The 20,896-nt window shown below is 34.0% G+C and carries 17 protein-coding genes; 9 read left to right on the top strand and 8 right to left on the bottom strand.

Annotation, left to right across the window (positions count from 1 at the left end):
* Window positions 1-6 precede the first annotated feature (6 nt).
* From QL232_RS20070 to QL232_RS20085, 4 genes are all read right to left on the bottom strand, one after another.
* Complete coding sequence (locus tag QL232_RS20070) at window positions 7-1,191, bottom strand: HlyD family efflux transporter periplasmic adaptor subunit (RefSeq protein WP_281615531.1); 1,185 nt, start codon at window positions 1,189-1,191, stop codon at window positions 7-9.
* 471 nt (window positions 1,192-1,662) lie between these two features.
* Entirely contained in the window at window positions 1,663-2,115 is a 453-nt protein-coding gene (locus tag QL232_RS20075) for a hypothetical protein (protein WP_281615532.1), read from the bottom strand.
* A gap of 99 nt (window positions 2,116-2,214) precedes the next feature.
* The gene (locus QL232_RS20080; RefSeq protein WP_168883607.1) at window positions 2,215-2,823 is read right to left on the bottom strand and encodes a hypothetical protein; all 609 of its coding nucleotides are present in this window, start codon (window positions 2,821-2,823) and stop codon (window positions 2,215-2,217) included.
* A 20-nt stretch (window positions 2,824-2,843) separates the two neighbouring features.
* The gene (locus QL232_RS20085) at window positions 2,844-5,648 is read right to left on the bottom strand and encodes an outer membrane beta-barrel protein (protein ID WP_281615533.1); all 2,805 of its coding nucleotides are present in this window, start codon (window positions 5,646-5,648) and stop codon (window positions 2,844-2,846) included.
* A 217-nt stretch (window positions 5,649-5,865) separates the two neighbouring features.
* On the opposite strand from QL232_RS20085, the gene QL232_RS20090 reads away from it, so the two are divergent.
* The 4 genes from QL232_RS20090 to QL232_RS20105 all read left to right on the top strand — a co-directional run bounded on the left by QL232_RS20090 (window position 5,866) and on the right by QL232_RS20105 (window position 8,749).
* Window positions 5,866-6,228 carry a hypothetical protein gene (locus QL232_RS20090; RefSeq protein ID WP_168883609.1) on the top strand — a complete coding sequence of 121 codons (363 nt, stop codon included), beginning with the start codon at window positions 5,866-5,868 and terminating at the stop codon, window positions 6,226-6,228.
* 250 nt (window positions 6,229-6,478) lie between these two features.
* The gene (locus QL232_RS20095; protein ID WP_281615534.1) at window positions 6,479-6,910 is read left to right on the top strand and encodes a RimK/LysX family protein; all 432 of its coding nucleotides are present in this window, start codon (window positions 6,479-6,481) and stop codon (window positions 6,908-6,910) included.
* 20 nt (window positions 6,911-6,930) lie between these two features.
* Window positions 6,931-7,803 (top strand): 30S ribosomal protein S6--L-glutamate ligase, encoded by an 873-nt coding sequence (rimK, locus tag QL232_RS20100; RefSeq protein ID WP_168883611.1) that lies wholly within the window; start codon window positions 6,931-6,933, stop codon window positions 7,801-7,803.
* A complete protein-coding gene (locus QL232_RS20105; protein WP_281615535.1) occupies window positions 7,796-8,749 on the top strand; it encodes a succinylglutamate desuccinylase/aspartoacylase family protein in 954 nt (317 codons plus the stop codon). The genes rimK and QL232_RS20105 overlap by 8 nt, the downstream gene beginning before the upstream one ends.
* Window positions 8,750-8,867: 118 nt before the next feature.
* Here the strand turns inward: QL232_RS20105 and leuB are convergent, their stop codons facing one another.
* The 3 genes from leuB to leuC are packed head-to-tail and all read right to left on the bottom strand — an operon-like array spanning window position 8,868 to window position 12,020.
* A complete protein-coding gene (gene leuB / locus QL232_RS20110; RefSeq protein WP_281615536.1) occupies window positions 8,868-9,956 on the bottom strand; it encodes a 3-isopropylmalate dehydrogenase in 1,089 nt (362 codons plus the stop codon).
* Between the two features lie 42 nt (window positions 9,957-9,998).
* A complete protein-coding gene (gene leuD / locus QL232_RS20115) occupies window positions 9,999-10,595 on the bottom strand; it encodes a 3-isopropylmalate dehydratase small subunit (RefSeq protein ID WP_168883614.1) in 597 nt (198 codons plus the stop codon).
* A gap of 24 nt (window positions 10,596-10,619) precedes the next feature.
* A complete protein-coding gene (gene leuC / locus QL232_RS20120) occupies window positions 10,620-12,020 on the bottom strand; it encodes a 3-isopropylmalate dehydratase large subunit (protein WP_168883615.1) in 1,401 nt (466 codons plus the stop codon).
* A gap of 359 nt (window positions 12,021-12,379) precedes the next feature.
* Here leuC and dxs point away from each other — a divergent pair, with 359 nt between their 5' ends.
* From dxs to QL232_RS20140, 4 genes are all read left to right on the top strand, one after another.
* Window positions 12,380-14,323 (top strand): 1-deoxy-D-xylulose-5-phosphate synthase, encoded by a 1,944-nt coding sequence (gene dxs, locus QL232_RS20125; RefSeq protein ID WP_168883616.1) that lies wholly within the window; start codon window positions 12,380-12,382, stop codon window positions 14,321-14,323.
* A 105-nt stretch (window positions 14,324-14,428) separates the two neighbouring features.
* Window positions 14,429-16,228: a GAF domain-containing protein gene (locus tag QL232_RS20130; protein WP_168883617.1), complete on the top strand. Its 1,800-nt coding sequence runs from the start codon at window positions 14,429-14,431 to the stop codon at window positions 16,226-16,228.
* Between the two features lie 165 nt (window positions 16,229-16,393).
* Window positions 16,394-17,833 (top strand): Na+/H+ antiporter NhaC, encoded by a 1,440-nt coding sequence (gene nhaC / locus QL232_RS20135; RefSeq protein WP_281615537.1) that lies wholly within the window; start codon window positions 16,394-16,396, stop codon window positions 17,831-17,833.
* A 699-nt stretch (window positions 17,834-18,532) separates the two neighbouring features.
* Complete coding sequence (locus tag QL232_RS20140; protein ID WP_281615538.1) at window positions 18,533-18,901, top strand: MotA/TolQ/ExbB proton channel family protein; 369 nt, start codon at window positions 18,533-18,535, stop codon at window positions 18,899-18,901.
* A 45-nt stretch (window positions 18,902-18,946) separates the two neighbouring features.
* On the opposite strand, the gene QL232_RS20145 is transcribed toward QL232_RS20140, so the two are convergent.
* On the bottom strand, window positions 18,947-20,359 hold the full coding sequence (locus QL232_RS20145) for a hypothetical protein (RefSeq protein ID WP_281615539.1): 1,413 nt from the start codon (window positions 20,357-20,359) through the stop codon (window positions 18,947-18,949).
* Between the two features lie 250 nt (window positions 20,360-20,609).
* Here QL232_RS20145 and rpsO point away from each other — a divergent pair, with 250 nt between their 5' ends.
* Window positions 20,610-20,885 carry a 30S ribosomal protein S15 gene (rpsO, locus tag QL232_RS20150; protein ID WP_168883621.1) on the top strand — a complete coding sequence of 92 codons (276 nt, stop codon included), beginning with the start codon at window positions 20,610-20,612 and terminating at the stop codon, window positions 20,883-20,885.
* Window positions 20,886-20,896 lie beyond the last annotated feature (11 nt).

Raw genomic sequence — 20,896 nt, forward strand, 5'->3', positions numbered from 1 at the left:
TGGATTTTATAACTTCGCAACTTTATTAGTAGTTACATGTCTTGAAGGGTTTAACCAATCATCTGTTTGGTCATACAATAGATCAAATAAGCTTCTTTGTGTGACAACAAACCGTGCTTGTAAGGTCATTCCTTTTTTGAGATAACCTTTATAACCATTAGATAATGAAAGAAAGTCTTTATGAAAACTACATTTTACCTTAAAAACAGGTTGACCATCAAGCATAGTAACATCATGGTATACTTGCGTTATCTTACCTTCTAAGGTTCCCCAATCATTATAATTATAAGCATCAATCTGCATAATTGATTTCATATCATTATGTAACCAACCTATATCTTTTGGAGAAACATAACATTCAGCAATCAGTTCTGATTGTGGAGTAATTTCTCCAATATTCTGATTTGCGAATACCATTGTACCTTCATGTATTCCATTAAAATTTTGTAATACTCCAGTAACTGTAGATTTGATATAGTATTTATTGATTTGCTTATTTAATTGCTTGATCTCTGAATTAAGATTTTCAAGCTTTATTTTATGATCATCTAATTCCATAGCCCATTCAGAATGTGCTCTTTTCCACCTTAATGTAAGTTTTGTCTCATTTCTTCTAACAATCAGTTTACTATTTTCAACCTCTTTTTCTGGTATTGCTTGAGTTTGAGCTAAACGCTTTTTTCTTTTTAACTGTTTCTGAGAAATCTCTAACTCTTCTTGTAGAAGTAGGACATCGTTATAAAATTCTTCATACTTTTTAAGGTAGTTTCTTGTTCTTAGTAATTCAAGTTCTTTCAGTTCCTGGACTTCTTTCGTCACTTGACACAAGTGTATTAAATCTTTGTATTGTTTTTCCAGAATTTTAAAATGTTGTAATTCAAAATCTCTTTTTAGAGAAAGTTCTGTGGTATCAAGTACTAGTAAAATTTGTCCTTTAGAAATAACGGTATTGTCTTTAACAAAGATTTGAGAGACATTTTCAGTTAATGGAGCTTTTAGGGTGAATTTTTCTTGAGTAGGACGTATTAACCCTAGTGACTTAATTGTTATCGGAACCTTAATTATTGGAAGACATCCTAGTGCTACAATTACTAAGCTTAAAATAGTAAGATAAATAGCATTTGAAGTTTTATTTAGTTGAGTATAATATTTTGGTAATATTACTTTAATTAGCTCTTTTGGGAGAAGCATTGCGTGAAATGTTATTAATAGTATTTAGTTTATAGGTTAAAATTTTGAAGTTTTTCATTTAAGAAAAAATTAAAATTTGAAATATATCTTTAACCTCATAATGATTCATGAAATAATGATATAATTGATCATTGTTGTGATCTTGAAAATTCAGATGATCAGCTATCCCCCAACAAAGACTTCATATGCGAATAACAATTCTTTAATAGTTTTTAAGGCTTCTTTATCTATCATACTAGATTAGTAATAGTTGGTAAAAATTTCATTATCATGACTAACGTTATACAATAGTTTAATTATTAGTATTTCACTTGCTAGTTGGTACTTATGAGTTAGTCAAAGTTTATCAAATTTAAATTTAGCTACGGAAATAATTCTTCCGCGGTATGGTTATTTTGAACTTTTTATTAACGATATATCATAACAAAAAAGTCCTACTTAACTTAATAAGTAGGACTTTGTTATTGAAGATTATTTAGGTTCTTTATCTAAGGTTTCATGAACCACTTTAATTGAGGTTCCGATTAATACAATTTGATCGTATTGATCTCGATATGACTTTTTCCTATAATCTAACTCTTGTATAGCTAGACCGTTTTTCATAAAAAAGTCATATAAATTTGACCCTGATTGTGAGTTGGTGTATTCTAGCACTCTTCCACCAATTAGATAAACTTCGACATATTCATTTTCACCAAAAGTATATAGTTTAAGGTCTTCTACTCTTTCTATATTTTCAGTGTTATATATTGTTGCAATTTGTTGCCCTTCTAAAATATTAGCTGTTTTCATGTAATAATGAACATCTACATTATTTTCATTAGGATAGTAAGGCTCTACTTCTTCATTTTTATCACATGATGACATAAATCCTAATAATGATAACAAAAATAGAACGTAAGTAAGTTTTGAAGATTTTCTCATTTTCAATTCGTAGTTGTTTAACATACTCATTCTAACGAGATTAATTCGTGTTGTTTTTCCTAATTAGGCCCAAATCACTTCCGAATTCGGTAACTCCTCCTAGTCTATTGGTTGTCTATTACCTCTTTTGGGAACAGAAGCTTTTAGAATTTCCATTTGCTCTTCTGTCAACACTTGGGCTAACATCTGAAACTGCTGTTTTTTAAGGGGTATTAAAGCGTCTCTCATAGCTTCTCTATCTCCTTTATATTGTTCTTTAATTTTAGAAATGACTTGTTCATTAGATGCCTGTATTGCATCATATTTCTCTTTTTGATCAGGTGTCAATTTTAATTTGAGAACTAAAATATATTCTCTTCTTTCTCGTCGATCCAGCATTATAAATTCTTCATAGGTAGTATATGCAGTATCAGGCATAAAATCTTTTACCTTCTTCAAGTGCTTTTGTCGGTACCCATTTAGTTCTACTTTAAGATCCTCTTGGTTGATGTCTCCTTCTTTCTTGGCTATAATCATTGTATTAATGACATCTTCTTGAAGGCGTACATAAGCTTTATTTAATTTTTTCTCAACATCTTCGTTGATATTCAATTTGTCGACAAGTTCTACTGGTAAATCTTTTGGAGAAATATCAGGGAATCTTCGTTGTGCAAATACTGAGAAACATATACTAAATAAAAGAAACGTTGTGATGAATATTTTTTTCATAATCTGTAATTAATTTTAAACTAAAATGGCATCATGCCTCCTCTACGCATACCACCTCTTTCACCGCGTTCTCCCTTCGGGTTTGTTTTTCCTTTTGGACGGTATATAAATGATAGCATAAAGTATCTTGGTAATACATTATATGTACTGGTTTGTATATAACTTTCTGTAACAGTTCTATTAATACTACTATTTTGATTGAGTATATCAGAGACTGAAAAACGAAATTCTCCTTGGCGTTTTTTAAACAGCTTATATGCGATAGCAGCATTCCACTTATAAATATTCTCCTGTATTAAATCATCATCACCGATATAGATATTACCCGTAAACGAAGTGCTTAATTGGAGTCTTTGAATTGGTTCTACTGTTAGTTTTGCTCTGATTTTATTGTGTAGATAATTACCATTAAGAGTTTCATTCTGATCATTATTAATCCAATGATAAGTGGCCATTCCCGAAATATTGAAATCTACATTTTTACTAATATTACTTGCTAGTTTAATCCCCTGACCTAATGAACTATCGAAAGTATACGATTGTAGATCATTAGTAATACCAACATTTCTTGTGTACCCGCCTGTAGTCATAAATGAAATATTGGTTTTAATAGGTTGAATAGGTTTAGAGTAAACTAAAATTCCTCTGGCAGTAAGATATCCATCTAAATTTACAGGGGCTGTATAGGAAGAACCTTTCTTTAACGGTACTCCATTGATTGTAGTATCACTTTCGGCTATGAAAGAATATTGAGTGATCTTATTGTTGGTTTGCTGAGCTGTAAAATTCACAAAGAACAATTCTTTTCTAGCAATATTGAAATTTTTAAAATTGATACGCAGTACATGATTTTCTTCTCCTTCCAAATAAGGGTTACCTGTCGATACATTTAATGGATCACTATAATCTACTACAGATTGTAAGTTGCTCACCGATGGAAGTGTTACATTTTTTTGATAAGAAAACCTTAACCTTTTACTTCTTGAAAAAGCATAGTTGATAAATACACTTGGTAGCAGATAACCAAAATTGGTACTAGTAACTTCCTCATAGGGATAAATACTTTCATTTTGAAGAGTCGAATATTGATATTTTACTGCCGTTGTGATATTCAGTTTATCTTTCTTAAATAATAACCCCGCTTCAGGTCTATAAATATTCTGCTGAGATGTGAAAGTGTTGGATAGGTCTTCTATAAATTCTCCTCCATCGATATTTTGTCCTAGTATATCATAAGTTTTTCGATCAGATTTCTGTTGTTCCCAACTCTGAAAATAATTCAATTTCAACTGTAGGTTTGTGGTTAACTTTTCTGTGAAAATAAGGTTGGCTGACGTTCTAAACTTTTCAGTTTCTCCAAGTATTCGCTGAGCTGTGGAATCATTTTCGATATTATCACTCTCATAATAATTGATGTTCGTAAATGCATCTTGATTGGTATTATCTTGATGGTAATACACTTTCCAATCCAAGGTGATAGTTCTTCCTTCTTGGTTTAACTTATGTCTCAATAAGAAACTATTATTGATATCAGCAGAGTTGGTTGTACTATAATCTGACATCACTGAGCTATTAAGAGCTGTTCCATCTTGAAGATTGGTATTTGATAAGCTAGAAGCAGAACTATTACTATTTTCAAGTTTAACAACAGGACGTATTCGAATAGATGTATTTGGGTTGGCTTCATAGTCTAATCGGAGATTAAAGTTATGATTTTCCTTATGTGAATCTATATCAAGGATTTCATCTACCACTTGATTTGTTGACTCTGAAACAAAGTAATCTGTAGTGGAAGTTTCATCAGTTTCATTGTCCACAATCTTATAAGTATAACTTCCATTGACATCCCATTTATCTCCCCAAGAGTCGATATAATTTGTACCAAGAGAATGTGATGTGTTTATACCATTAGACTGAGCAGTTAAGTTGTTAGTGGGTCCATTACCATTACCTCTTCTTCCTCGACGTCCTCTTTTAGGACCTTCCGATAAGTTATCAGACATAAACCCTTGTTGGTTTACATTATTACTTAATCCAGTAAAAGACAAACGCTGTTCACCCTTAAAAATATTGATATTTCCTCCTGCACTATAGCGTTGGTCTGTTCCAACTCCTACTTCTGCTTTTCCGAAGTAAGAGTATTTTGCATCCTTATTAGTCACAAAATTGATGGTTTTACTTCTTTCTCCGTCATCAAATCCAGTAAACTCAGATTGATCACTTTTTTGATCAATAATTTGTACATAATCTACCATTTCGGCAGGTAAGTTGGTTAATGCATTTTTTGGATCATCGCCAAAAAACTCCTTCCCATCGACTAATATTTTTTTTACTGATTCTCCTTCTGCGGTAATACCTCCATTATCATCGGTTTCTACTCCTGGTATTTTTGTAACAAGATCTTCAGCTGTGGCATCTTCATGGGTTTTGTAATTACTTGATGAAAACTGTATAGTATCCTCTTTAATTACAATAGGAACATCCCCTACAACCTCTACTTCTGTTAGTTCAGTAAACATTGGTTCTAATTCAATGCTTACAGTTAAAGGTTCACTATCATTAATCAACAATTCTTTAGTGACATTCTTATATCCTAGATACATTGCTTCGATTTTGTAGGATCCTTTTTCTTTTAAAGTGATTTTAAAATATCCATCTAAATTGGATAGAACCTGATATCTTGATGTTGAATTTGATATTGTGATTAATGCATTGACTAATGCTTCGTGATTGTCTTTCCCTGTTATCTTACCCTCAATAACTGTAGTCGATTGTGCAAGACCTAGATTTGGTATTAAAAGAAAAAGAATAATATATGGTTTCATTGCTTTATCGAAATGGAAGTGAAGTTGGTAATGACTCGATAGTACAAATAAACCCAATTGATGTATGCAGAGAAGAAATATTCAACGAACGGTCGCTTATTTTCAACAAACGCACCGTAAGTTTTAGTATCTTCATTGCAATCATCAAAGTTGTCACAGTTTCATTCTCTATGATATGATTTTTGTCGGTATTTTAATTTTGGTTTTATTTTACTTTATGATCAGAAAGGAAGATCGGATCATACCTTACGGACAACTTAAGGGTAAACATCATATTACTGTAAATACTAAAAACTATTATGTCGAAATAGTACATTTTAAAACTTACGCTAAAGCACACTCATCCTATTTTAAAGTAGTAGAAGCAATTTCTAATTATGGAAAACAAGTTGATGGTAAGTACGATCTTTATGATTGGAATTATTCTATCTATGAGTTTGAGGATACATTAATGGACCTTAGATATTTTAGAAGTCTACACAGTATTATGCTAATTAAAAGTGAGTCTCCATTAAAGGTAAAGCAGTATTTAAAAGATGAAGCAGCAGTGATAGAAACAGCTAAAAAACTAGTCAAATAACACGGTTGATGTAGAATTAAAAATTTAACTTATTTTTTTGATTTTCATTGTAACCTCTTTAAAACAACCGCCGTATTATAAGCTCTCAGCAAACATCACATAATAATTATTGAAAGATTTAATAAACAAATCTCACCTACTATCTGTTTAACAATAAGGTTTTAATATCCTGAAAATCAATAGTCTTCTTTATTTAAAAGATCTCTTTTAATGACCATTAATAACTAAATAAACCCCAAAGAGAAGCTTTATGGAAATTATAGGAAGAAGTGACAAAGTAGATTTCCCTGAACTGCATTTAGAAAATCTTGAAGTGAAAGTAGATACTGGTGCTTATACCTCTTCAATACACTGTCACGATATAAAAGAAATTATTATTGACGAAGTAAAGCACCTAAGTTTTAAAGTTTTAGATCCCGAATATTCGAAATATCATAATAATACGATTACAGTCAGTAATTATAAATCAAAAATGATAAAAAGTTCATTTGGTGATGTTGAAGAACGTTATGTTATCAAAACATTTGTAATCCTTTTTAATAAGGAATACCCAATTGAACTATCACTTTCTAACCGAAGTGAAATGAGATTTCCTGTATTAATAGGAAGGAAGTTTCTCAACAAAAAATTTATGGTAGACACATCTGTGAAAAACCAATCTTTTCTCTCAAAACAACCTTAATAACTTAACAAAATACTAAAATGAAAATTGCCATCCTTTCTAGAAACACAAACTTATATTCTACAAAACGTCTAGTAGAAGCTGCAGAGCGAATGGGGCATGAAGCTATCATTGTAGACCATCTAAAATGTACTATCGAATTAGAAAAGAAAAGTCCTAGAATATTCTATAATGGAAGTTACTTAGATGATGTTGATGCTATTATCCCAAGAATTGGCTCTTCTGTAACATTTTACGGTACGGCTGTAGTACGTCAATTTGAGATGATGCAGGTATTCTCTGCAGTAGACTCTCAAGCATTGGCAAACTCAAGAGATAAACTTAGAAGTTTACAGATCCTTGCTAAGGCAGGGGTAGGTTTACCAAAAACGGTGTTCACTAACTACGCAAAAGATGTTGACCATGTAATTGAATCTGTAGGAGGTGCACCGTTAATTCTAAAATTATTAGAAGGAACACAAGGTTTAGGTGTTGTATTAGCAGAAACTAAAAACGCAGCTAAATCAGTAATAGAAGCTTTTAATGGACTAAAAGCAAGAGTTATTGCTCAACAATTTATTAAAGAATCAGGTGGAGCTGATATACGTGCTTTTGTTGTTGATGGTAGAGTTGTAGGAGCAATGAAACGTCAGGGCAAAGAAGGCGAATTTCGTTCGAACCTACATAGAGGTGGAAGTGCACAATTAATAGAATTATCCAATGAAGAAGAGCTTACAGCATTAAAGGCTACTAAGGCAATGGGACTTGGAGTTGCCGGTGTGGATATGTTGCAATCTAAAAATGGACCTTTGGTTCTAGAAGTAAATTCATCTCCTGGGTTGGAGGGAATCGAAAATGCGACAAATATTGATATCGCAAAAGAGATTATTAAATATCTAGAAAGAAATGTCTAATGATAAATTTGTCTTATTAGGTACAGAGATAAAAAAAGGCAAAGGTGCTATCCTTGAGTTAGAAGTGGCAAAACTTCATACTCGAAATAGCTTAAAAGTACCAGTGATTGTTGAAAGAGGGAAGAAAGATGGCCCTGTTTTATTGCTACTTGGAGGAGTACATGGAGATGAATCTAACGGTGTCGCGATCGTTAGAGATATAATCAGAAAGAAAATCAATAAGCCTAAAAGTGGAACAGTAATATGTATTCCAGTCTTTAACGTTTTTGGTTATCTAAATCTAACAAGAGCATTTCCTGATGGCAGAGATTTAAACAGGGTTTTCCCTGGGTCATCAAGAGGATCTTTAGCTAGTCAGTTTGCAAATAAATTCACAAAGGAAATCGCTCCTTATGTTGATTGTGTATTGGATTTTCATACAGGTGGTGCGGATAGAAGTAACTTTCCTAACATACGTTGCAATTTTGATGATAAAGTAGAGTTCTCATTAGCTAAAGTTTTTGGAGCTCCCTATATGATGCATTCAAAATATATTCATCATTCTATCCGAGAAACAATTCACAAGATGGGAAAACCCATTATTCTATTTGAAGGAGGTAAATCGCTTCATTTAGATAACGATGTGATATCAATTGGTGTAAATGGAGCGTTGAATGTTATGAAATACCTGAATATGCATGAGGGCGATGTGGAAATAAAACAAGATTCAGTATTAATTAAGAAGAGTAAATGGCTAAGAGCGCCTTATTCAGGAATCTTCGAATCAATGGTTAAAAATGGTCAATTTGTAACTAAAAAGACATTGATAGGTAGGGTCTCTGACCCCTTCGGAGAGTTTGAAAAGAAAATATATGCACCTTTTGACTGCTATATTTTCGGGTTAAACACAGCTCCCAATGTAAATAGAGGTGATGCTATTTACCATGTGAGTGTAAAACATGAATAGAAGGATTTCTATTCAAACTTAATTAGTGACTCTGATTAAAAAGGTTGTATAAATAGTAAAAGCCTGATCTCTTTTTAAGAGTCAGGCTTTTTTATTATTACTATTTACTGATCTTTAACTATGCAGTTACTGCAGATAAAAGTTCAGCAAGCTTTTTACCTGTAGCTTCAGTATTCATTCTCTTGTCTTCAGGAGTTTCATCTGTAGCGATATCAGTAGTTCTGTAACCTTCTTTTAAGAATTGGTCTACTGCACTGATAATAGCATCGCTTTCATCTTTCATACCGAAAGAAATATCTAGCATTAATGCACCTGATAAAACAGAAGCAATTGGGTTAGCAATTCCTTTTCCTGCGATGTCTGGAGCTGAACCGTGAATTGGCTCGTATAGTCCGATTTCTGACCCAACAGAAGCAGAAGGTAACATACCCATAGAACCTGCAATTTGAGAAGCTTCATCCGTAAGAATATCACCAAACATGTTACCCGTTACAATTACATCAAATTGTTTTGGATCTCTAATCAACTGCATAGCAGCGTTATCGATAAACATATGTGTAACTTCTACTTCAGGGTATTCAGAAGATAATTCTTGTACTGTTTCTCTCCATAAACGAGAAGACTCAAGAACGTTCGCTTTATCAACAGAACATAATTTCTTACGACGAGTCATAGCTGATTCGAATGCTTGACGAGCGATACGCTCTACTTCCATTTTAGAATAACGAAGTGTATCGATCGCTTCAGTACCATCTTCATTACGCTCACGAGGAGTACCGAAATAGATACCACCAGTTAATTCGCGGAAGAAAATAATATCAGAACCTTGAAGAATCTCAGGCTTGATTGATGAAGTATATAATAACTCATCAAAAAGCTTGATTGGACGGATGTTAGAGAATAAACCTAATTCCTTACGGATTTTAAGTAGACCTTGCTCAGGACGTACTTTTAAGTTAGGGTTATTGTCGTACATCGGCATACCTACTGCACCAAGAAGTACAGCATCTGAAGCCTTACAAGTGTCAATTGTTTTTTGAGGACAAGGTTCGCCTGTAGCTTCGATCGCTGAGTGACCAATCAATGCTGGAGTGAATTCGAACTCATGTCCGAAACGCTCACCAATGATTCCTAATATATTTTGAGTGATACCTGTAACTTCTAATCCGATACCGTCACCGGCCATCACTGTGATTTTCTTTTTCATTATTGTATTGTAGATTTTGGAATTTGTTTGAGTCGTAATTGATTACACATTGAAAGTATAAGCTCTGTTTGCCTCATATTTGGCAATCTCATCTTTCAAGCTTAATAAATAATCAATATCGTCATATCCATTAATCAAACACATTTTTTTATAATCATCGATTTCAAAAGATTGTTTGTTATCTTCTTTTCCTGAAATCCATGCTTTTTGTGTTTCTAAATCTACTTCAAGAGAAGTAGAAGGATCTGCTTCGATATCTGCAAATAGTTCTGCTAAGAACTCTTCTGAAACCACTAAAGGAAGAATACCATTGTTTAAGGCATTTCCCTTAAAAATATCAGCAAAGAAACTTGATACAACGATCTTGAAACCATAGTCACCAATAGCCCAAGCCGCATGTTCACGAGATGAACCACAACCAAAGTTTTTACCTGCAACAAGAACTTCACCTTTATAAGTATCTTGGTTTAATACGAAATCGGCAATCGGTTGCTCTTGCTTGTCATATCTCCAATCTCTAAAAAGGTTATCTCCAAAGCCTTCTTTAGTTGTAGCTTTTAAGAAACGAGCAGGGATGATTTGGTCAGTATCAACGTTCTCAATGTTTAATGGAACGCAAGTTGATTTTATATATTTCATTTGATTATTTCTTCTTTAGGTGGATTAAGCAGTCGTTAACTCTTTTCTAATGTCTACAATATGACCGTTTACGGCAGCAGCAGCAGCAGTTAACGGAGATGCTAATAACGTTCTAGCTCCAGGTCCTTGTCTACCTTCAAAGTTTCTGTTTGATGTAGAGATACAATATAAACCTGCAGGAACTTTATCTTCGTTCATACCTAAACAAGCAGAACAACCTGGCTCGCGTAGTTCAAAACCAGCTTCAGCATATACTTTGTCTAAGCCTTCTGCAATCGCTTGTTTTTCTACTTGTTTTGATCCTGGAACGATCCAAACATTTACTCCATCAGCCTTCTTCTTGCCTTTTACAAATTCAGCAACAGCTCTTAAATCCTCAATACGAGCATTGGTACAGCTACCAATAAATACATAGTCAATTGGCTTACCGATTAAAGATTCACCTTCTTCTAAGCCCATGTATTCTAATGCTTTTTTATCTGACTCACTCTCAGGAGTTGGTACAGAACTATCAACACCAACACCCATACCTGGGTTAGTACCATAAGTAACCATTGGTGCAATATCAGCAGCATTATAAACGAATTCAGCATCAAAAGTAGCACCTTCGTCTGTAGGAAGACTACTCCAGTAGGCTACTGACTTTTCCCATTCTTCACCTTTTGGAGAAAATTCTCTTCCTTCTAGGTAATCGAAAGTAGTTTGATCTGGTGCGATAATACCACCACGAGCACCCATTTCAATACTCATGTTACAAACTGTCATTCTACCTTCCATAGATAAATTACGGATAGCAGAACCAGCAAACTCAATAAAATAACCTGTACCACCAGATGCAGATAATTTTGAGATTATATATAATACGATGTCTTTTGCACTCACACCTTCTTGTAACTCACCATCTACAACGATACGCATTGCTTTTGGTTTGTTTTGTAAAGTACATTGAGAAGACATTACTTGTTCTACTTGAGATGTTCCGATTCCAAACGCAATTGAACCAAAAGCACCATGAGTAGAGGTGTGGCTATCACCACAAACAATTGTTTTACCTGGTTGAGTAACTCCTAATTCTGGTCCGATAACGTGAACGATACCTTGAAAAGGGTGACCCAATCCGTAAAGCTTTACTCCAAACTCATCACAGTTTTTTGTTAAAGTCTCTACTTGGTGTCTAGATAATGCCTCTTTAATAGGTAAATGCTGATCTTTTGTTGGAACATTATGATCTGCAGTACCCCAAGTTTGGTCTACACGAGCAAGCTGAATACCTCTACCTCTCAGTCCATTAAATGCTTGTGGACTGGTTACTTCATGAATGAAATGCGTATCGATGTAAAGTACATCAGGGTAATTTTCTTTTCTTTGAACGACGTGACTATCCCATACCTTTTCGAATAGTGTTCTCGGTTTGTTGTTGCTCATGTATCTATCTTTTAAATAATTCTCGATTTTACTATCTGTTAAGCTCTAAAAAACTGATTTACTTAATGTTGAAGTTGTTTTTTTATTGAAATTTAGAACTATTTGACTAGGAATTAGTAAAGACCTAAATCTTTGTATTATTTTTGCCTAATCCCCCATAAAGTCTTGGTTATTGAAAACAATTACTATCAGCAGTAAGTTTTCTTTCCAAGATTTTGTTTAAGTTTATGATAGATTACCACACATTTTAAGTGATAATCATGTCAAATTTAGTTTACTACGTAATTTTTTAAAACTCGTTTCGGTTTATAATTACGATTTCAGAACTACAATTTAAGTACTAATTTAACAGTAAAGTTATGCTTATTCAACCAGGTGAACTCCTAGCGAAAATAGACGCACCAAGTGATTTGCGAAAACTTCCTCTTGATAAACTTTATCAAGTGTGCGAAGAGTTACGTGAGTTTATCATAGATAATGTTTCTATCTATGGTGGTCACTTCGGAGCAAGTCTTGGAGTTACTGAGCTTTCTGTAGCTTTACATTATGTATATAATACTCCATATGATCGCATCGTTTGGGATGTTGGTCATCAGGCGTATAACCATAAAATACTAACAGGAAGAAGAGATGATTTTCATACCAACCGTCAATATGGTGGACTTTCAGGGTTCCCTAAAAGAGACGAAAGTGAGTATGATACATTTGGTGTAGGTCACTCTTCTACATCTATCAGTGCTGCTTTGGGTATGGCGATCGCTTCCAAAGAAAAAGGCGAACATGATAGAATGCACATTGCTGTGATAGGTGATGGATCCATGACTGCAGGTATGGCTTTTGAAGCCATGAATCACGCAGGAGCATCAGATGCAAACATTCTAATTATCTTAAATGATAATAGAATGGCCATTGATCCTAACCAAGGAGCATTGAAAGACTACCTTACTGACATTACAACCTCTCCTATGTATAACAAATTGAGAGAGGAAGTATGGAACATGTTGGGAAAAGTAAAGAAAATTGGCCCACATGCTCAACAAGCAGTATCTGCAGCAGAAAATGCTTTAAAATCAGCATTATTAGAGCAAAGTAATTTATTCGAAGCATTAGGTCTTCGTTATTTTGGCCCAGTAGATGGTCATGATATCAACCATTTGGTTCATGTTTTAGATGATCTGAAAAATATACCAGGACCAAAAATTCTCCATGCTGTTACTGTAAAAGGTAAAGGATATGCCTTAGCGGAAAAAGATCAGACCAAATGGCATGCACCTGGTAAGTTTGATAAACTTACTGGCGAGATAAAGAAAAAAGTATATACCACTCCACAGCCTCCAAAATATCAAGTAGTCTTTGGCGAGACAATCTTAGAGATGGCTAGAGAGAACGATAAAATTATGGGTATTACACCTGCAATGCCTTCAGGGAGTTCATTAAATATCATGATGAAAGAAATGCCTGATAGAGCTATTGATGTAGGTATTGCTGAACAACATGCTGTCACATTTGCGGCAGGTTTAGCAGCAGAAGGTATGATTCCTTTCTGTAATATCTATTCCTCTTTCATGCAAAGAGCATATGATCAAGTGATCCATGATGCTTGTATCCAAAACCTTCCTGTAATTTTTACTTTAGATAGAGCAGGTTTTGCAGGAGCAGATGGAGCAACACACCATGGAGCTTACGATATTGCTTTTATGCGTTGTATACCAAACTTGGTAGTCGCAGCACCTATGAATGAAGCTGAACTTCGTCATTTAATGAAGACAGCAGTAGATCATAGAACTTCACCTTTCTGCATCAGATACCCAAGAGGTCAGGGTGTGATGCCAGAGTGGAGAGTGCCTATGGAAAATATTGAAGTAGGTAAAGGTCGTAAAATTCAAGATGGTGAAGAAGTAGCGATTCTTACTTTTGGACACATTGGTAATTACGTTGTTCAATTAAGAGATAGATTCCAAGCTGCCGGATTGAACCCTGCCCATTATGACATGCGTTTTGTAAAGCCACTAGACGAGGAAATGCTCGAAGAAGTCTTTGCTAAATTTGATAAGGTAATCACTATTGAAGATGGTTGTCTTCAAGGTGGTTTTGGATCTGCAATCTTAGAGTGGGTAATGGATCGTCAGATCATGAATAAGAAAGTTGTTCGATTAGGTATTCCTGATACTATTATTGAACATGGTGAACAAATTGAATTACAAGCTGAAGCAGGTTTCGACCACGAAGGAATCTTCAATGCAGTAGTCAATTTATCAGAGAAAGTGAAAAAATCCGTAGATGTTTTAGAAAAAAGTAAGTAAGAAATATCTATTGAGGCAATATTTTTGAAGTAAGGACTGTTTTAAAAGCATAGCTTTTAGCAGTCCTTATTTTTTTGAGGATAGATTTAACAAGATAATTTCATTATGATATTTCACAAGACTGTTCGTTTCCGACTCCTCGTGTTATTTATAATTAACACTACATTACTCCTGTTTACATTAGGAGCAGTGTTTTTTGGTACACGATCTTTGATCGAAACAAATAGTCTTTCTGAACAATTCGGATCATGTAGTTCAATTTATACCGAATCGGAAATATATTTTAAGAATTTCCTATTGGAAGATTTATCAAGTAGTGATTTCTATAAAAATAGAAAGAGTACGAATACCTCTCGTTCAGTACACCTACTTGACTCTGCTCTTTTCACTGTAGAAGAAGTGAGGAAAAAGATGGAGTCACTTAATGACCCTAGAGCAAAAGAGATAGAATTACTCCGTTCTGATCTTGAATTGTTAAAAGCTGAGCAAGACTTCCTAATGCGAAAGTTCCTAGATCTAGGATATAAAGATTGGGGCATGATCGGAAATATGAGGTCTAAAGTACATAAAATTGAAAATTCTGAAATCGATCTCAATCAAGGGCTTTTACTAACAATGAGAAGAAACGAAAAAGACTTTCTTCTTAGAGGAGACTCAAAATACTTAAGAATGTTTGATGAAAGTGTCGAAGATTTTGAGGCACACATTGTTCAATTGTACCAAGATTCAAAAAAGGAAGCATTAAGCGAGCAGGATGTAAGAGAGTTAAGAGCGAGTTTGGCAGGGTATCAGTTTGGCATGCACAAAGTGGTAGACCTTATGAAGGTGATTGGTAAAGGACAAAGTGCTGGTTTAATGAAGTCGGTATCGGACCTGCAAGAAAAGATCAATTCTCGATTATTAAACCTTTCTGAGAATATTTCATCTTCTAATGAAGAATACCTAAGATGGATGTTGGGGTTATTTGTTGTAATCTTTGTGATACAGTCAATTATTCTATCTTGGTTCGTTTTTAATTTCTCAAGAATTCTAGAAAAAAGGTTCACATTTATGCAGTTGATTTCTGGTAAACTTTCAAAAGGTGAATCATTAACGAAAATAAAGAAAGAAGAAGTAGAGGAATATGATGAAATCTCTGATATCTCCACTCACTTCTACGAAATAGATGAACAATTAAATGCTGCTCATAACTTTTCAGTAAAAGTTGGAAATGGCGAAATAGATGTTCAATATGAAAAGAAATTTGAAACAACTCCTTTAGCCAAAGATTTATTAAAGATGAGGAATCGATTTAAGGCGGTTCAGGAGTTGGAACATAAACGTAATTGGGTGACAAATGGTATGGCGAAATTCTCCCAATTACTAAGAGATAAACTAGATTCTGATTCAGAGTGGTATGATAACCTTCTAAGAAATATCATGCACTATGTTGATGCTAGTCAAGGTACCTTTATTCTTATAAAAGATGATTTAGGAAAAGAGCCTGTATTAGATCTAGTCGCTTTATATGCTTACGATAAAAAGCGTTACGAAAATAGACAGTTCGATGTTGAAACAGGTCTATTGGGACAAGTATATAAAGAAAAGCAAATGGTATACATTGAAGATGTACCTAGTGATTATGTCAATATCACTTCTGGTATGGGTGGAGCGAAGCCAAAATGTCTTATCATCTTGCCTCTTATTTATGCTGATAAAATGTATGGAATATTGGAAATTTCTTCTTTCAATACTTTCGATGAGTATCAGGTAAGCTTCTTAGAAAACCTATCAGAAATCATTGCTTCAAGTATTGCCGATATGAATACTTCGAGAGTAGTAATTAAGATGGAAGAGAAGTTAATGGAGCAAAAAGAGAGAATTAGAGAACTCGAATCCATTATTAATGAAGGAGTTGAGAATTAAGATATTTTTCTAAGATTATAACAAAAATTTAATCATTAATATTTAAGGATGTGAATACTTACTTACCAAAAGTTGTATTCACATCCCTTTTTGTTAGTTTTACTGCCAACAATTATTTAACGAGGAATATCCTTTATGACATTGAAGTCTTATTAACAAATAACTATGAGTTCACAACAGAAACAACCTTCATTATTGGAATCTATTATACCGATTATCTTTCTGGTGATACTATTAGGTGCTAACGTAATGGTATTTGGAGATGACGGATTAGCAGGTTCGAATCAAATTGCTCTTTTATTAGCTACTGCTGTCGTTGGAATAATCGCATTTTTTAGATTAAAAATGTCGTTTGATACATTGATGAATGGAGTCGTCGATAGTATTAGTGCAGCGATGTCTTCTATTTTAATTCTATTAATGATTGGAGCTTTATCAGGAGCTTGGTTATTAAGTGGAATTGTACCCGCAATGGTCTATTATGGCCTTCAAATCCTAAATCCAACAATATTTTTGGTAGCAACAGTAATTATCTGTGCTATTGTTTCAGTAGCCACAGGATCATCTTGGTCTACAATTGCTACTGTTGGTATTGCATTATTGGGTATTGGTAAAGCATTGGGCATGCCAGAAGGGTTAGTAGCTGGTGCTATTATCTCTGGAGCATATTTTGGCGATAAGATGTCACCATTATCAGATACAACAAACCTTGCTCCTGCTGTAGCTGGAACAGACTTGTTTACACATATCAGATACATGGTGTATACAACCTTACCGTCGTTTACTATTGCATCGATCTTATTTTTGATTATTGGTTTCGGCTATGATTCAGAAATTTCACAAGATAATGTGAAGTCTGTATTAGTCGCTTTAGATAAAGCATTTTATATTTCACCTGTTCTTTTCGTAGTACCTGCAATCGTAGTATTTATGATTATAAAGAAGGTACCAGCATTGCCAGCATTATTTGTTGGTACGCTTACAGGAGCTATTATTGGTATTTTCCTTCAACCAACAGCAGTGACAGTTATCGCAGGTGGTGAAACAGGATGGGAAGCAACATACATGGTATTTATGAAAGCAATGTATGAAGGATTCTCTATTGAATCAGAAAATCAGATTGTTTCTGAATTGTTAGGATCAAGTGGTATGGCCGGGATGTTAGGAACAATTTGGCTTATTATCGTAGCTATGGGATTTGGTGGAGCAATGGAAGTTACAGGAATGCTAGAAAAGATCACTTCTACTATTATTAAGAATGTAACAAACGAAACGGGTTTGTTTGCATCAGTGGCAGGTACTTGTATTTTCTTTAATACTACAGCTTCTGATCAATACCTTTCTATCGTTGTACCTGGTAAAATGTATGCCGAAGCTTTTAAAGAAAAAGGACTAGCTCCAGAAAACTTAAGTAGAACTTTAGAAGATACGGCAACGGTTACTTCTGTACTTGTACCATGGAACACTTGCGGTGTAGCACAGTCATCAGTTCTAGGTGTAGCAACAATGGCTTACTTACCTTATTGTTTCTTCAACCTTTTAAGTCCTATTATGACAGTATTGTTTGCGGCATTTAAGATAAAAATAAAGAGAATCTCTAAGTAGAATGAAAAGTTCCTATTAACATTTTACTGAAAGACACTTAAGAAGTACTCCTAAATTGAGGAGTACTTTTTTTTGCCTCTAACATTTTAAAACATAACAAAGCCTACATAGTGAAATCACGTTTTTAACGTAATTTTAGGGTCTAAAATGGTATTTATTTAATATTTGTAAATAAAAATTCACAGAAAGTGTTTGTATTAATAAACTTTTTATTACATTTACATCAGATAAGACATTAAAGATTAAAAAACATTAAACGTTTTTGATTGATAATGGGTTAATAAAATTAGGTTTAACAGGAAAGAGCTCGCTGCTTCAGCTAGCTTTTTTTGTTTTTATAGGGTTTTGTGTTCCAATCTTCTTGATAAATTTTGGGTTACACTAAAAACGTTAAATCAATATCTTATCAAAAATCATTTTTAAGTGATGTAACTCTTTTGTTCTCTATCAAAAAAGATATTGACCCAAAGAGATTTTTGTTTTATAGCTATTTCATAACAAAGTATCGATGAATGGATTGAATTTGTAGACGGTTCATCAAAATAGGACTACTTTCAAATCATCTCTTGCCTCTTACATCACTTATCTTTTAAAACGTATTGAATTTCCTTCATTACCTCATATATATCGATATATTATTTTTACAATCGATCTACCAAGTAGGTTTGAGTTATTCATTAATCATTAAACAATTGAGTTATGAGTATTTCAGAGTTATATTATTGGGGTGGTCTTGAGTTTATGAATACTATTTCCATTATAGGTATTATCATGGTGGTTTTTATGGTAATGAGAATCATGAAAGTATCGACTAGTATTTTTTCACCTGCAAAGTCTTTAAATCTTATGAAAGAGGCAGGGACGTTAGCTTTGGTCATTGGTGTTTTAGGGCAGATCATTGGTTTATTTAGTGCAATGATGGCCATTGAAAGTGCAGGTGGTGTTTCTATGGGAGTATTAGCTGCAGGTATCAAGGTTTCAACAATAACAACATTGTATGGTTTCTTAGTGTTTGTAATTAGTAGACTGGCTTCACTAATTATTCAAGCTACAGCAAAATCAGAATAAAATATAAAGGCTCACTCTTTTAAGAAAGGTGAGCCTTTAATTTATTTATACATCCTTTCTCAGTCGAAGTTCTGATGGATAATAGTTGTTTAGTCGATTTGGCAAAGCTTTTACCCAACCTAAGGCTAAACCTTTGTAGGTGATAATTGCCCAACCTTTTACTCCTTGAATAGACTTGATACTCATTTCTTGTTTCTTCAGGAAGTTGATTGCATCTCTATATTCTACTTCTTGTCTTGGAAGTGATTTTGCGACAATATTAGAAACGGCTAATTCATGGTCAGGTATTAATTGATTATTCTTTTTGTTGAATTTTCCCATCTTGATACCTTGATGTCTCACCTTTTGAGATACCTTCATGATTTTGAAATCTTGAACCATATGGGATGGAATGGCGAAAACGTCTTCTCTTTCATCTTGATAGAATTCGTAATCTTTTCCATTCTCCAACCATTTTCTTAAGTCTTCTGCTTCTCGTTTTCTCACCATGAAAACACCTTTCATCTTTTTAGGAGAAATACTAAACTTTTGAGTACGGGAAGGTTCACCTTTCTTCATAAAAGCAGCTAAAAATAACCCCTCTCCTTTTGTTTTATGGAAGATGAAACGATATCCTGTTGCTTTCTCTCCATCTTTTTCTATCTCTATCTTAGTAATACCCCATTCTGGGTCAAAGTCAATATCTAAAGGCTCAAATTCTCCTGTTTCAAGGATTTGTTCAATGCGTCTTTCATTTTCTTCAGGAGCAAAAGTACATGTACTATAAATATATAAACCACCTTGTTTCAATGCAGATGGTATATGATTTACAATATCTGTCTGAATAGAAGCACAAGAATCAATAAGTGATGGAGACCACAGCTCTGAAGCTTTAGGGTCTTTTCTAAACATACCTTCTCCTGAACAAGGTGCGTCAGTAACAATGACATCGAAATATTCTTTTAAAGGAGCAAAACTCTCTGCATAATTACCAGTGACAATAGTATTGGGGTTACCCCAACGAACAAGGTTATCAATCAGAGGTAAAGAACGCTTACCAACGATCTCATTCGATACCAAAAGACTTTTTTCAGTAATTAATGAATTGATCAGTGTACTTTTCCCTCCTGGAGCCGCACATAAGTCCAATACTTTTATATCCTCTTCTAGAGGAGCATATTGTTTTAAAGCTTTCCACAAAAACATAGAAGAAGCTTCTTGTACATAATAAGCTCCAGCAAAAATTAAAGGGTCTTCGGCAAAAGAAGGTCTTTTTGCAATATATTTTGCTTCATCACACCAAGGTACAGGTGTAGTGTCTGAGAACTCAATATCAGCAGGCTTAAATGGATTTACTCTATAGGAAACAGGTACACTTCCATCTATTGCTGTATTGAACGCTTCAAAGTCTTCAGGAGAAAGTTGTCCTTTTAGACGTTCAGTGAATTTCTTTGGTAACTTTTCAGATCTATTCGACATATTCCGAGGTGTTTAATGATCATCATACTGATTCAGAATACGAATATTGTGTTTTTTCGTTAATGAATACTGATATGTTGAATATTATTCGGATTTTTTCTAAAAGATACTTAGTTTTGCACCCTGAAAATTTTATGTATCATTCGAAATACTACGGATTGAGTGTTACTGATTTCGGCACGCGGTAATCGCTGCCAAGAGGGATCAGCATCGTGAAATTCAAGTTTTTTCGCAAAACTAATTTGTGGTTATGGATTATTTAAGCCCTGAGTACAAGAAAGAGATCTTTGCTAAGCACAGTAAAGGTGGAGAAGGTGACACTGGTTCACCAGAAGCGCAAATCGCTTTATTTACTAAGCGTATTGCACACTTAACTGAGCACTTAAAGCAAAACAAGAAAGATCACGCATCTCGTCTAGGTTTGATGAAATTAGTAGGTAAGCGTCGTTCGATGCTTGACTATGTTGCTAAAAAAGACATCAACCGTTACAGAGCAATCATTAAAGAACTTGGAATCAGAAAGTAATTTTTCTGGTT

This window comes from Flammeovirga sp. SubArs3, assembly GCF_947387565.1.
In the GTDB taxonomy this organism is placed as follows: domain Bacteria; phylum Bacteroidota; class Bacteroidia; order Cytophagales; family Flammeovirgaceae; genus Flammeovirga; species Flammeovirga agarivorans.

What these genes read in the sequence shown, in the direction of transcription:
- QL232_RS20075 (WP_281615532.1), bottom strand. Translation starts at nt 2,115, where the DNA reads ATGAGAAAATCTTCAAAACTTACTTACGTTCTATTTTTGTTATCATTA.
- leuC (WP_168883615.1), bottom strand. Translation starts at nt 12,020, where the DNA reads ATGAGCAACAACAAACCGAGAACACTATTCGAAAAGGTATGGGATAGT.
- QL232_RS20140 (WP_281615538.1), top strand. Translation starts at nt 18,533, where the DNA reads ATGAGTATTTCAGAGTTATATTATTGGGGTGGTCTTGAGTTTATGAAT.
- nhaC (WP_281615537.1), top strand. Translation starts at nt 16,394, where the DNA reads ATGAGTTCACAACAGAAACAACCTTCATTATTGGAATCTATTATACCG.
- QL232_RS20145 (WP_281615539.1), bottom strand. Translation starts at nt 20,359, where the DNA reads ATGTCGAATAGATCTGAAAAGTTACCAAAGAAATTCACTGAACGTCTA.
- leuB (WP_281615536.1), bottom strand. Translation starts at nt 9,956, where the DNA reads ATGAAAAAGAAAATCACAGTGATGGCCGGTGACGGTATCGGATTAGAA.
- QL232_RS20090 (WP_168883609.1), top strand. Translation starts at nt 5,866, where the DNA reads ATGATCAGAAAGGAAGATCGGATCATACCTTACGGACAACTTAAGGGT.
- QL232_RS20105 (WP_281615535.1), top strand. Translation starts at nt 7,796, where the DNA reads ATGTCTAATGATAAATTTGTCTTATTAGGTACAGAGATAAAAAAAGGC.
- QL232_RS20095 (WP_281615534.1), top strand. Translation starts at nt 6,479, where the DNA reads ATGGAAATTATAGGAAGAAGTGACAAAGTAGATTTCCCTGAACTGCAT.
- rimK (WP_168883611.1), top strand. Translation starts at nt 6,931, where the DNA reads ATGAAAATTGCCATCCTTTCTAGAAACACAAACTTATATTCTACAAAA.
- QL232_RS20130 (WP_168883617.1), top strand. Translation starts at nt 14,429, where the DNA reads ATGATATTTCACAAGACTGTTCGTTTCCGACTCCTCGTGTTATTTATA.
- dxs (WP_168883616.1), top strand. Translation starts at nt 12,380, where the DNA reads ATGCTTATTCAACCAGGTGAACTCCTAGCGAAAATAGACGCACCAAGT.
- rpsO (WP_168883621.1), top strand. Translation starts at nt 20,610, where the DNA reads ATGGATTATTTAAGCCCTGAGTACAAGAAAGAGATCTTTGCTAAGCAC.
- QL232_RS20080 (WP_168883607.1), bottom strand. Translation starts at nt 2,823, where the DNA reads ATGAAAAAAATATTCATCACAACGTTTCTTTTATTTAGTATATGTTTC.
- QL232_RS20070 (WP_281615531.1), bottom strand. Translation starts at nt 1,191, where the DNA reads ATGCTTCTCCCAAAAGAGCTAATTAAAGTAATATTACCAAAATATTAT.
- QL232_RS20085 (WP_281615533.1), bottom strand. Translation starts at nt 5,648, where the DNA reads ATGAAACCATATATTATTCTTTTTCTTTTAATACCAAATCTAGGTCTT.
- leuD (WP_168883614.1), bottom strand. Translation starts at nt 10,595, where the DNA reads ATGAAATATATAAAATCAACTTGCGTTCCATTAAACATTGAGAACGTT.